We start from the raw sequence: 12684 nt of genomic DNA on the forward strand, positions 1-12684 counted from the left end.
ACACGTTCATTTTGTTTAAAGTATGCCTGTCTAAAATACCACTATCGTTTACAAGAATAAAAGTCTCGAAACCTTCATTTCCTCCCCCTTTTTGAATTCCTAAAAAAATGAAAAAATAACCTCTTGCGGATATGATATCCGCAAGAGGTTATTTTTATCAAACTTTAAAGCAATATAAACCTTCTCTATTCCACCGTTACGCTTTTGGCGAGGTTGCGCGGTTTGTCGACGTCGCAGCCGCGGTGTAAAGCAGCGTAGTAAGCGATCAGCTGCAACGGCACAACGGCCACAAGCGGCGTCAGCATTGGATGAACAGCCGGAATGACGTAACGGTCCTCGTCTGTTTCCAAGCCTCTCATGGAAATAATGCATGGGTTGGCGCCACGGGCCACCACTTCTTTCACATTGCCGCGAATGCTTAAATTCACATGCTCTTGTGTCGCCAAAGCAACCACCGGCGTGCCTTCCTCAATCAAAGCAATCGTTCCATGCTTTAGCTCACCGCCAGCGAATCCTTCTGCTTGAATATAGGAAATCTCTTTTAGCTTTAATGCTCCTTCAAGCCCTACATAGAAATCGGACGCGCGGCCAATGAAGAAGCAATTGCGTGTGGTCTCTAAATATTCGCGAGCAATTTGCTCCATCTCTTCTTTTGCATCACAAAGCATTTCCATGACATTTGCGATGATGCCAAGCTCTTTCACCAAGCTAAAATCGAGCGCAATGCCTTTAGCTTTTGCTGCGACTGTTGCTAAAATCGCAAGAACGGCAATTTGAGCCGTATAGGCTTTTGTCGAGGCAACCGCAATTTCTGGACCAGCATGAAGCAATAGTGTATAGTCTGCTTCGCGTGATAATGTAGAACCAGGTACATTGGTGATCGTCAACGCTTTATAGCCAAGTTTTTTCGTTTGAACAAGTACAGCGCGGCTGTCTGCTGTTTCGCCGCTTTGTGAAATGTAAATAAATAGAGGCTTTTTCGATAACAATGGCATATTGTATGAAAATTCGCTAGCAATATGCACTTCAACCGGAATGTTCGCCCATTTTTCAAGCAATTGTTTGCCGACTAAGCCCGCGTGATAACTTGTGCCGCACGCAATAATATAGAGGCGGTCCGCTTCGAGTACCGCATTGACAATGTCTTTATCAATGGTTAAAACACCTGACGCATCTTGATATTTTTGAATAATACGGCGCATCACAAGCGGCTGCTCGTCAATTTCCTTTAACATATAATGCGGATAGGTTCCTTTTTCAATATCGCTTGCATCCAATTGCGCAGTATATGGAGAGCGTGCCACCTCTTGACCGTCCAATTTTTTAATCGTGACCGCATTCCGCTTGACAATCACCATTTCTTGATCCATTAATTCGACGTATTGGTTTGTCACTTGCAGCATCGCCATAGCATCGCTGGCTACGACATTAAATCCGTCCCCAAGGCCGACAAGCAATGGGCTTTTATTTTTCGCTACATAAATCACCTCTGGATCTTCTGCATCGATGAGAGCAATCGCATACGATCCCTTTAAAAGTGTTAATGTTTTGCGAAATGCTTCTTCCGCTTCGAATCCATCATTCACAAATTTTTCAACCAACTGAACAACCACTTCTGTATCCGTTTCGCTTTGGAACTGTACATTCTGCAAATGATCACGCTGTAATAATGCGTAGTTCTCAATGACTCCATTATGCACTAACGTAAAACGTCCAGAAGCGCTTTGATGCGGGTGAGCGTTCGTACGGCTTGGCACCCCATGTGTCGCCCAGCGGGTATGGCCAATGCCGAGCGGTGCTTGTACATTGAGATCAACCGTTTGCCGCAAATCAGCAATGCGGCCTTTTTCTTTAAAAACATGCACGCCATCTTCGTTTAACACCGCAATTCCAGCTGAATCATAACCGCGATATTCTAGTTTTTCCAGTCCGCGCAATAAAATCTCTTTTGAATCCTGTTGTCCAATATATCCAACAATTCCACACATATTTGTTTTCCTCCCTATTTTCAAGGGGCAAGCAGGGGCCTTTCTTGCCCCTTTTCTTTGATTAAACGATTGGACTTTTCCCTTTGTGCAAAGAGTCGCCTCTTTGTTTTAAGGAAAAGTTTGCGGCTGCAATCGCACCAGCCGGGAGGCATCCGCCGAGCATTCGATCAACCTCCTCCTCGTCAACTAAGCGGTTATCCGATCATCGCTTAGTCCAGGCGCTTCTTCATGAAAGCTTCTTCTACCCACCTTTCTATATGTGAATGACAACAAAATTAATATTACAGGAAACGCCCTAAAGACGTCAACTGTAATATCCTTTACAACATAAAATATGCATAAATGGAATAAAGCGTTCCATTTATGCATAGGATGTCTACCAAAAAGGGCCATTATTCAGCTCCCATTTCAGCTTGAATCACCTGAACAATACGAGCTACATAGCTTTGACACGCTTCTTTCGTCGGCGCTTCTGCCATGACGCGAACAAGCGGTTCTGTGCCGGATGGGCGGACAAGAATTCGTCCATTGCCATGCATTTCATTTTCTACCTCTTGAATGATAGCCTTTACCTTTTCATTCTCCATCACTTGATGTTTGTCCGTTACTTTCACATTGACAAGCAGCTGAGGGTATTTTGACATCTCGCTCGCCAGCTCAGAAAGAGATTTTTTCGTGGCCTTCATAATGTTTACAAGCTGTAATGCCGTCAATAATCCGTCTCCTGTTGTATTGTAATCAAGAAAAATAATATGTCCTGATTGTTCACCGCCAAGGTTGTATCCGTGTTTCTTCATTTCTTCTACAACGTAGCGGTCGCCGACGGCCGTCTGCACGCTTTTTATTTCATGTTCATCTAATGCCTTATAAAACCCAAGATTGCTCATCACGGTCGATACGACTGTTTGATGCTTTAAACGTCCTTGTTCTTTTAAAAATTTTGCGCAAATGTACATAATTTGATCGCCATCCACGACATTCCCATGCTCATCAATCGCAATTAAACGATCTCCGTCTCCATCAAACGCCAGCCCAACATCTGCTTCTTTCTCTCTCACAAATTCAGCCAGCGCCTCTGGATGCGTAGAACCAACCCCGTCATTAATATTAATGCCGTTCGGCGAAGCTCCCATCGTCAATACATCTGCCTCCAAATCTGCAAAAAGATGGGTTGCTAATGAAGAAGTGGCTCCATGCGCGCAGTCAAGCGCAATACGAAGCCCGGAAAAATCTTCATCGACTGTTTGCTTTAAATACTGTAAGTATTTTTGTCCACCTTCAAAATAATCGTTAACTTGACCTAACTCTTTTCCTGTCGGTCTAGGCAGTGTATCCTCAGCACTGTCCAACAGTTGCTCAATTTCTTGTTCCTGCTCATCTGAAAGCTTAAATCCATCGGGCCCAAAAAACTTAATTCCATTATCTTGAACTGGATTATGCGATGCGGAGATCATAATTCCCGCTTGAGCGCCCAATGCTTTTGTTAAATAGGCCACTCCTGGTGTTGAAATGACGCCGAGGCGCATAACTTCTGCACCGATTGAAAGCAATCCGGCAACAAGCGCCCCTTCAAGCATATGTCCTGAGATGCGTGTATCACGGCCAATTAACACCTTTGGCCGCTCTTTATCTTTTGTTAAGATATAGCCGCCGCAGCGTCCTATTTTAAACGCTAATTCTGGTGTCAGCTCACTATTCGCCACTCCGCGTACACCATCAGTGCCAAAATATTTACCCATTATGCATATCTCCCCTTTATCTCATGATCGCTGGATGATTCGTATCTTTGCTTTATTTTTAGGCAAATTCCATTTAATATTTTCTGGCCCATTAACCTCTACTTCTACATCGTGTTCACCGGCTCCTAATTCATTGGCATTGACATAAAGCTGGATATCATCTGGCTGAATGTGATCCAGCACACTCGCCGCACCTTGCAGCTGAACATCCATCGTCCCATTTTCCGGATCAATAAATTGCGCGGTATATTGATCGCTCAATCCCAATATATCAATAGGCAGAGCAGAAAGGGTTTTTTCTTCCTCCTGCTGGACTTGTATATTCACTTTGATTTTTTGAGGATCTACATTTTTAACTCCCTGAGGTAAAGGAACTTTCACTTCTAAAGTTGTATTTTCTGTGATTTCATTTAAATTAATGGTGATGCCATCAATAAATTCAATGGGATCAATGACCTCTTTAGGACCGAAAATCGTCACTTCATTTGGCACGGTTTCTATTTTAGCAATACTGAGTCCCTTTTTTAAAGTTCCTGTTTGATTAATTCTGAGCGGAACCGATTTGCTTGGACTCTTAATTGGTACAGTGATATCGACAATCGAGGGATTAATATCGACATCTAGCACCCGTCCGTTACGGTCGTAAGCGATCACTCGAGATTCCTGCCGTAAAATATCTGCAGCTCCGGATAAATCTACTCTTGCTTTGACAAGCGCTATTCGATCAACTAAATCCTTCGCCCCCGTAATGGTCACTGTATCCGGTTTGACGATAGGCTGCTCGGTAGTATACCCATCCGCCATTTTATTTTTATGAATAAAATCGACATCGACCGAAAATTCTTTAGAAACCTTCTCTTGAATGGTGACCTTCGCCGTCGCTGGCTGAATCGCGACCGTCAGCTTATCAGAGATATTTTTATATTTAAACGGAACGGTGTAAGTGCCAAGCTCCAAATTCGTTAAATCCACATATACTTCAAAATTCCGCTGCAATACGGTCGGCTTTAAAATACTTGCCGGTCCTTCCAGTGTTACACTTACAAATTTCGGAACACCTGAAACCACTAAATTTTCTTCATCATAATACGTAACGACAGGAATATTTGTAACCGTTTCGATATCCGTCTGTCCCACCGAATTGCGCGTAGCCCCTGATTTCATCTCCTTTTCCTCGATATTGACGAACATATACAGCATGATCGCCAATAACAGAGCAAAAGCTTTCATAAACCAGTGATTATTCATTAATTTATCCACTTTTCTTCCCCCTCCATTGCCAACGAGATGAGGAAGTAGTCTTCGTTGTCCGTACTAACTCCTTCGTGAGCAGTTCACGAAATTGCTCTGGAGTCAAATCTCGATGCAGTTCCCCGTTTTTTGTAACCGATACAGCCCCCGTTTCTTCGGACACAACAATGGTCACGCTATCGGTCACCTCACTGATGCCTAAGGCAGCGCGGTGCCGGGTTCCTAACTCTTTTGAAATAAAAGGGCTTTCTGATAAAGGTAAGTAGCATCCCGCCGCTGCCACTTGATTTTTCTGGACAATGACAGCTCCATCATGCAGCGGTGTATTCGGGATAAAAATATTAATTAACAGTTCGGAGGAGATTTGCGCATTCAATGGAATTCCTGTTTCAATGTAGTCGCCCATGCCTGTTTCCCGCTCAACGGATATTAAGGCCCCAATGCGGCGTTTTGCCATATACTCTGTTGCCTTAATAATCGCTTCAACCACTTTCGTTTTCCCTTCTTCTTCTGGTACGCTGCTTCGCGAAAATATCCTTCCGCGCCCTAATTGTTCAAGCGCTCGTCTTAACTCCGGCTGGAAAATAATGATAATCGCCAAAAATCCCCATGTCAATGCTCGGTCCATCAACCATTGCAATGTGCTAAAGCCTAAAAAGTTGCTGGCCATTCGCACAAGTATAATCAAAATAATCCCGTTCAAAAGCTGGACCGCTTTTGTTCCGCGAATAATCATGATCAATTTGTAAAAAACGTACCATACAAGAAGAATATCAACAATTTTGCTTAGATAACTTAACACCGGGAGCTCTCCAAAAGGCATTCTCACACTTCCTTTATCATTCTAATTCCTATTTATTTTTTTATGTAAACAACTCCTTTATTATATCACATGACGAAAAAAGCCATCAAAAGAGATGGCCTTCACTCAAGCATAGCTTTCACTGCGTTTTTTATATTATACCAAATCCAATCAAACATCTCATTAATTTCTTCCACATCTCCAGTTACTTGTCCAGCGGAGGCTAAATATTTTTCACCATGAATGACGGTCACGTCCCCATTTACTTTTCCCTCAATCTTGATGCTTCCATTTCGCACGATGATATCGCCGTCTACCGTTTCTCCTTTTGGAACAATCACCGTATGATCATGAATGATCACGTCTTCCCTAGTAGAAACGGAAAATTGCTGCTCTTTGTTCCACGTTGTAAAAAGACTTCCCATAGTTAAGGCAACAAATAAAGAAGCAGCTGTCAAAACGGGATGATTTTTCAGCCACCTTCCTGCACGGACTCGTTGCTTTTCTTTCGGCAGCTTTGCCATCACATTTGCCGTAAAATCCGCCGGCGGAGCAAGAGGCGAAGCACATTGAATAAACGCTACCGTCTTTTTCAGACTATTGAAATGCTGAGAACACGCAGAGCAATGTTGTAAGTGTTCTCGTAGTCTCTTCTCATCATCCGGAGCAATATCGCCATCTAAATAATCATGCATCCACTCTATGATTTGATCCGGACATTTCATGTTTGTTCACCTCTCATAAATGGCCTAAATGCTTTCTTAATGCTTCTCTTCCCCGATGAATCCTCGTTTTGACGGTTCCTATAGGCAGATCAAGAATTTCACTAATCTCCTGTAACGATAAATCATTCATATATTTTAAGACAATAACGCTGCGATATTTCTCAGGCAGCTTTTCAATCGCCCTTTGAACCGTCTCTTGAAGCTCTAAGCTTTCGACTGTTTCCTCCGGAGAAGCATCATTCGAAGGCAGTTGAGAATATAGCGTTAAACCGTCTGTTCCACTTACTTCTTCATCCAAATACATATCCGGCTTTTTTTTGCGCAATTTATCGATGGATAAATTCGTTGCAATGCGATAAAGCCATGAAGAAAATTTCATTGCTGGGTTATACGTATGGATGTTGACATACGCCCGAATAAAAGCTTCTTGGGCAGCATCCTCCGCTTCATGACGATTCCCTAGCATTCGATAGCATAACCGATAGACCCTGTCTTTGTAGAGCTCGACAATCTCGGCATAGGCATTTTGGTCTCCCTTTTGGATCGCTTTAATATGCTTTTTGACAAACATCTCCATAATCAATAATACCCCCGCTCATGCGGCTATTAATTGTATACGTTCGTAAAACGAAAAAAGTTTCTCTTTTGGACGCACTATCTATTTTAACATATTTACAAAAAAAAACAGCAGACGGATTTTTCCGTCTGCATCTCCCGTCTTATCTACACTAGTTTTTCTCCAAACAGCGACCCCATGAGCGCAACGGCGACAGATGCTGTTTTATTTCTCTCATCTAAAATTGGGTTTACTTCTACAAATTCAGCGGAAGTAATCAATTGTGCTTCAGCCAGCATTTCCATAGCCAAATGGCTTTCACGATACGTCAGACCGCCGATAACAGGAGTCCCTACTCCCGGAGCATCATGTGGATCTAAACCATCTAAATCTAACGATAAATGGACGCCATCTGTCCGCTCTTTTAAATAAGCAATCGTTTCCTCCATTACTTTCGTCATGCCTAAACGATCAACTTCATGCATTGTATATACTCTAATTCCCTTTTCGCGAATAAATTGCTTTTCACCTTCATCAAGCGCCCTTGCACCAATCAATACAATATTTTCTGGCTTCACCTTCGGGCTATATCCACCAATGCCGGTTAGAGCCTGATGGCCGAATCCAAGGCTGGCCGCAAGCGGCATCCCATGAATATTACCCGATGGGGAGGTTTCAGCTGTGTTTAAATCACCATGGGCATCATACCAAATAACGCCTAAATTTTTATAATGTTTTGCGACACCCGCTAAGGTGCCAATGGCAATGCTATGATCGCCGCCTAATACAAGCGGAAAATGTCCTTTTTTAATTACTTCATCAACGGCTTGAGCAAGCTTTTCATTTGCTTCAGCAACCGCTTTCAAATTTCGCAAATTTGATTTGATTCCTTCCTCATCTATTCGTTCAGGTTTGCCGATTGAAATATCCCCCAAGTCTTCAATGTCATAGCTGAGGCGTTCGAGTCTTTCTACAACGCCAGCATATCGGATCGCGCTGGGTCCCATATCTACTCCGCGCCGAGTCTGTCCTAAATCCATTGGAACACCAATGATTGAGATTTTTTTCATGCTGTCTCTCTCCTTCATCCTTATTCTATTTATTATTGTATCTAATAACTGAACGTTGACTCAACTTGACACTTTTTTGAATATTTATTCGATTATTAATAAGAAAAACGCCCGCCGATCGGCGAAGATGGCACAAGCCATGTTGAGGAAGGCTCGAACCAAGCTTGATCTTGCGCGGATGCTCAATAAAGTGATTCAACCTGCCGTCGCTGGGCCTTTACTTTTTAAAAAAATAAAAACTCCTTAAATCTCGTCGATTTAAGGAGTTTTTATGATGGAGCCTATCGGGATCGAACCGATGACCTCCTGCGTGCAAAGCAGGCGCTCTCCCAGCTGAGCTAAGGCCCCACGTTAAAAGGATTCATGTTGATAAGCGGAAGACGGGACTCGAACCCGCGACCCCCACCTTGGCAAGGTGGTGTTCTACCACTGAACTACTTCCGCAATAAAAAAATGAGCCATGGAGGACTCGAACCTCCGACCCTCTGATTAAAAGTCAGATGCTCTACCTGCTGAGCTAATGGCTCATTAAGAAAACAATGGCTGGGCTAGCTGGATTCGAACCAGCGCATCACGGAGTCAAAGTCCGTTGCCTTACCGCTTGGCTATAGCCCAATATGTTGATGAAACGTCAAATTTCATAAAGCTTTTTGGAACAAATGATCGAGCACTCAACAATACAAAAAGCTATTCCATCAAATCGAAATAACTTCACAATCCATCATTATGTATGAATGGTGGAGGGGGACGGATTCGAACCGCCGAACCCACAGGGAGCGGATTTACAGTCCGCCGCGTTTGGCCACTTCGCTACCCCTCCACGACCATCATGGTGCCGGCTGCAGGACTTGAACCCGCAACCTACTGATTACAAGTCAGTTGCTCTACCAATTGAGCTAAGCCGGCATAATAGATAGAAATCGAACGATAAAAGGATAGAGTTTGTGCCTCTTCCTCTCCAAGACATTCCAAGATGTCCAATGCGTCGAGGCAACTCGTAGTCATTTCACCGATGCTTCGCTCGTCTCTACCAATTGAGCTAAGCCGACGTCACCTATACTAGTTTTCATTGAAATAATGATGGAGGATGACGGGATCGAACCGCCGACCCCTTGCTTGTAAGGCAAGTGCTCTCCCAGCTGAGCTAATCCTCCTAAAAGTGACCCGTACGGGATTCGAACCCGTGTTACCGCCGTGAAAGGGCGGTGTCTTAACCACTTGACCAACGGGCCAAAAATAATAAACACAAGCTTCCAACCGGGCTTGAACCGGTGACCTCTTCCTTACCATGGAAGTGCTCTACCAACTGAGCTATGGAAGCATGGCTCCGCAAGTAGGATTCGAACCTACGACCTACCGGTTAACAGCCGGTTGCTCTACCGCTGAGCTATTGCGGAATAGTGGATAAACACAAAAACTAACGAATCATTATTCGTATTTTTCTACTGCCTCTTCCTCTTCAAGACATTCGAAGAAGCACAATGCGTCGAGGCAACTCGCTGTTTGCTCAGAGGAGAAATGCTCGTCGCTGAGCTATTGCGGAATATGTTTAATATAAAGCCTAGCAACGTCCTACTCTTGCAGGGGCGTTAGCCCCAACTACCATCGGCGCTGGAGAGCTTAACTTCCGTGTTCGGGATGGGAACGGGTGTGACCTCTCCGCCATCGTCACTAGGCTTGTTATTTCAAACAGACAAGTATTATTATAACGAGCATTTCGCCCATGTCAAGAACTTTTTGGTTCTTTCAAAACTAGATAACAGATCAGAGAAGAAAGGATAGGCGGTGCTTTTCTTGATGTCTAGCTCCGCTTTTCGTATTGTCTAGTTCCAGCTCGCAGCGCCTCGTGGAAAATCATCTCCCTCCATCGACATGCAAGCATGTCTCGTCGGAAGAATATTTTCCTTCCGGCGCTAAGCGCTCGCTTCCACTTTTCGTATTGTCTAGTTCCGCAAGCTGCATCCTACGGTCGTTTCCGCTTCTTCTGTCCCAGTCTCCTGACTTGTCCGTCAGAAGCTTAAACGCCCTATGGATGCAAGCGAGCTTGCTCCCCTTTTCGTATTGGTTAAGTCCTCGATCGATTAGTATCCGTCAGCTGCACGTGTCGCCACGCTTCCACCTCGGACCTATCTACCTCGTCATCTTCGAGGGATCTTACTTGCTTATGCAATGGGAAATCTCATCTTGAGGGGGGCTTCACGCTTAGATGCTTTCAGCGCTTATCCCTTCCGCACATAGCTACCCAGCGGTGCCCTTGGCAGGACAACTGGTACACCAGCGGTGCGTCCATCCCGGTCCTCTCGTACTAAGGACAGCTCCTCTCAAATTTCCTGCGCCCGCGACGGATAGGGACCGAACTGTCTCACGACGTTCTGAACCCAGCTCGCGTACCGCTTTAATGGGCGAACAGCCCAACCCTTGGGACCGACTACAGCCCCAGGATGCGATGAGCCGACATCGAGGTGCCAAACCTCCCCGTCGATGTGGACTCTTGGGGGAGATAAGCCTGTTATCCCCGGGGTAGCTTTTATCCGTTGAGCGATGGCCCTTCCATGCGGAACCACCGGATCACTAAGCCCGACTTTCGTCCCTGCTCGACTTGTAGGTCTCGCAGTCAAGCTCCCTTCTGCCTTTACACTCTACGAATGATTTCCAACCATTCTGAGGGAACCTTTGGGCGCCTCCGTTACTCTTTGGGAGGCGACCGCCCCAGTCAAACTGCCCACCTGACACGGTCTCCCACCCCGATCAGGGGTGCGGGTTAGAACTTCAGTACGACAAGGGTGGTATCCCAAGGGCGACTCCGCCAAGACTGGCGTCCTGGCTTCTCTGTCTCCCACCTATCCTGTACATGACGTACCAAAATTCAATATCAGGCTGCAGTAAAGCTCCACGGGGTCTTTCCGTCCTGTCGCGGGTAACCTGCATCTTCACAGGTACTATAATTTCACCGGGTCTCTCGTTGAGACAGTGCCCAAGTCGTTACACCTTTCGTGCGGGTCGGAACTTACCCGACAAGGAATTTCGCTACCTTAGGACCGTTATAGTTACGGCCGCCGTTTACTGGGGCTTCGGTTCGCACCTTCGCTTTGAGCTAAGCGCTCCCCTTAACCTTCCAGCACCGGGCAGGTGTCAGCCCCTATACTTCGCCTTTCGGCTTCGCAGAGACCTGTGTTTTTGTTAAACAGTCGCTTGGGCCTTTTTACTGCGGCTCTCTCGGGCTCAACACCCAAGAGAGCACCCCTTCTCCCGAAGTTACGGGGTCATTTTGCCGAGTTCCTTAACGAGAGTTCTCCCGCGCACCTTAGGATTCTCTCCTCGCCTACCTGTGTCGGTTTGCGGTACGGGCACCTCTCACCTCGCTAGAGGCTTTTCTTGGCAGTGGAGGATCAGGGACTTCGGTACTTGGATTCCCTCGCCATCACGGCTCAGCCTGGATGCCAGACGGATTTGCCTATCTGGCAGCCTAACCGCTTGGACAGGCTATTCCAGCAGCCTGCTCACCCTACCTTCCTGCGTCCCCCCATTGCTCAAACGGTGAGGAGGTGGTACAGGAATCTCTACCTGTTGTCCATCGCCTACGCCTTTCGGCCTCGGCTTAGGTCCCGACTAACCCTGAGCGGACGAGCCTTCCTCAGGAAACCTTAGGCTTTCGGTGCAGAGGATTCTCACCTCTGTTTTCGCTACTCATACCGGCATTCTCACTTCTAAGCGCTCCACCCGTCCTTCCGGTCGGGCTTCGACGCCCTTAGAACGCTCCCCTACCGATGACGCAAGTCATCCCACAGCTTCGGTGATACGTTTAGCCCCGGTACATTTTCGGCGCAGAGTCACTCGACCAGTGAGCTATTACGCACTCTTTAAATGGTGGCTGCTTCTAAGCCAACATCCTGGTTGTCTAAGCAACTCCACATCCTTTTCCACTTAACGTATACTTTGGGACCTTAGCTGGTGATCTGGGCTGTTTCCCTTTTGACCACGGATCTTATCACTCGTAGTCTGACTCCCAAGGATAAGTCATTGGCATTCGGAGTTTGACTGAGTTCGGTAACCCGATGAGGGCCCCTAGCCCAATCAGTGCTCTACCTCCAAGACTCTTCCCTTGAGGCTAGCCCTAAAGCTATTTCGGGGAGAACCAGCTATCTCCAAGTTCGATTGGCATTTCACCCCTACCCACACCTCATCCCCGCACTTTTCAACGTGCGTGGGTTCGGGCCTCCAGTAGGTGTTACCCTACCTTCACCCTGGACATGGGTAGATCACCTGGTTTCGGGTCTACGACGACGTACTATGGCGCCCTATTCAGACTCGCTTTCGCTGCGGCTCCGTCTCTTCGACTTAACCTCGCACGTCATCGTAACTCGCCGGTTCATTCTACAAAAGGCACGCCATCACCCATGAATGGGCTCTGACTACTTGTAGGCACACGGTTTCAGGTTCTCTTTCACTCCCCTCCCGGGGTGCTTTTCACCTTTCCCTCACGGTACTGGTTCACTATCGGTCACTAGGGAGTATTTAGCCTTGGGAGATGGTCCTCCCTGCTTCCGACGGGA

Annotated in this window: 7 protein-coding genes, 10 tRNA genes and 2 rRNA genes (1 of these 19 running past the window's edge); all 19 read right to left on the reverse strand. The window is 46.1% G+C overall.

Translation table 11 applies throughout. From position 1 onward, the window contains the following. Positions 1-185: 185 nt before the first annotated feature. Complete coding sequence (glmS, locus tag GFC28_RS11990; protein WP_044744730.1) at positions 186-1988, reverse strand: glutamine--fructose-6-phosphate transaminase (isomerizing); 1803 nt, start codon at positions 1986-1988, stop codon at positions 186-188. A 392-nt stretch (positions 1989-2380) separates the two neighbouring features. Next, positions 2381-3727, reverse strand: coding sequence for a phosphoglucosamine mutase (gene glmM, locus GFC28_RS12000; RefSeq protein ID WP_044744732.1), 1347 nt, complete (start codon positions 3725-3727; stop codon positions 2381-2383). Positions 3728-3748: 21 nt separating this feature from the next. Next, entirely contained in the window at positions 3749-4987 is a 1239-nt protein-coding gene (locus tag GFC28_RS12005; protein WP_044744733.1) for a CdaR family protein, read from the reverse strand. Then, complete coding sequence (gene cdaA, locus GFC28_RS12010) at positions 4980-5801, reverse strand: diadenylate cyclase CdaA (RefSeq protein ID WP_044744734.1); 822 nt, start codon at positions 5799-5801, stop codon at positions 4980-4982. The genes GFC28_RS12005 and cdaA overlap by 8 nt, the downstream gene beginning before the upstream one ends. Positions 5802-5902: 101 nt before the next feature. Continuing rightward, positions 5903-6505, reverse strand: a complete 603-nt coding sequence (gene rsiW / locus GFC28_RS12015; protein WP_044744735.1) for an anti-sigma-W factor RsiW — start codon at positions 6503-6505, stop codon at positions 5903-5905. 13 nt (positions 6506-6518) lie between these two features. Then, entirely contained in the window at positions 6519-7082 is a 564-nt protein-coding gene (gene sigW / locus GFC28_RS12020; protein ID WP_044744736.1) for an RNA polymerase sigma factor SigW, read from the reverse strand. Between the two features lie 146 nt (positions 7083-7228). After that, positions 7229-8131: an arginase gene (gene rocF, locus GFC28_RS12025; protein WP_044744737.1), complete on the reverse strand. Its 903-nt coding sequence runs from the start codon at positions 8129-8131 to the stop codon at positions 7229-7231. Positions 8132-8406: 275 nt separating this feature from the next. Beyond that, positions 8407-8479: transfer RNA gene (locus tag GFC28_RS12030), tRNA-Ala, on the reverse strand. Positions 8480-8503: 24 nt separating this feature from the next. Then, positions 8504-8575, reverse strand: a tRNA-Gly gene (locus GFC28_RS12035). A gap of 10 nt (positions 8576-8585) precedes the next feature. Continuing rightward, positions 8586-8658 (reverse strand) — tRNA-Lys (locus tag GFC28_RS12040). 13 nt (positions 8659-8671) lie between these two features. After that, positions 8672-8746, reverse strand: a tRNA-Gln gene (locus GFC28_RS12045). 120 nt (positions 8747-8866) lie between these two features. Next, positions 8867-8951: transfer RNA gene (locus GFC28_RS12050), tRNA-Tyr, on the reverse strand. A 10-nt stretch (positions 8952-8961) separates the two neighbouring features. Then, positions 8962-9037: transfer RNA gene (locus tag GFC28_RS12055), tRNA-Thr, on the reverse strand. A gap of 175 nt (positions 9038-9212) precedes the next feature. Beyond that, positions 9213-9285: transfer RNA gene (locus GFC28_RS12060), tRNA-Val, on the reverse strand. Between the two features lie 6 nt (positions 9286-9291). Continuing rightward, positions 9292-9363 (reverse strand) — tRNA-Glu (locus GFC28_RS12065). A 16-nt stretch (positions 9364-9379) separates the two neighbouring features. Further along, positions 9380-9452, reverse strand: a tRNA-Thr gene (locus GFC28_RS12070). Between the two features lies 1 nt (position 9453). After that, positions 9454-9528, reverse strand: a tRNA-Asn gene (locus tag GFC28_RS12075). Between the two features lie 162 nt (positions 9529-9690). Next, a 5S ribosomal RNA gene (gene rrf / locus GFC28_RS12080) occupies positions 9691-9807 on the reverse strand. A gap of 385 nt (positions 9808-10192) precedes the next feature. Then, positions 10193-12684 (reverse strand): 23S ribosomal RNA (locus GFC28_RS12085) (it continues 437 nt past the right edge of the window).

Origin of the sequence: Anoxybacillus sp. B2M1 (assembly GCF_001634265.1) — a bacterium.
Lineage (GTDB): Bacteria > Bacillota > Bacilli > Bacillales > Anoxybacillaceae > Anoxybacteroides > Anoxybacteroides rupiense.

What these genes read in the sequence shown, in the direction of transcription:
- glmS (WP_044744730.1), bottom strand. Translation starts at nt 1,988, where the DNA reads ATGTGTGGAATTGTTGGATATATTGGACAACAGGATTCAAAAGAGATT.
- glmM (WP_044744732.1), bottom strand. Translation starts at nt 3,727, where the DNA reads ATGGGTAAATATTTTGGCACTGATGGTGTACGCGGAGTGGCGAATAGT.
- cdaA (WP_044744734.1), bottom strand. Translation starts at nt 5,801, where the DNA reads ATGCCTTTTGGAGAGCTCCCGGTGTTAAGTTATCTAAGCAAAATTGTT.
- rsiW (WP_044744735.1), bottom strand. Translation starts at nt 6,505, where the DNA reads ATGAAATGTCCGGATCAAATCATAGAGTGGATGCATGATTATTTAGAT.
- sigW (WP_044744736.1), bottom strand. Translation starts at nt 7,082, where the DNA reads ATGGAGATGTTTGTCAAAAAGCATATTAAAGCGATCCAAAAGGGAGAC.
- rocF (WP_044744737.1), bottom strand. Translation starts at nt 8,131, where the DNA reads ATGAAAAAAATCTCAATCATTGGTGTTCCAATGGATTTAGGACAGACT.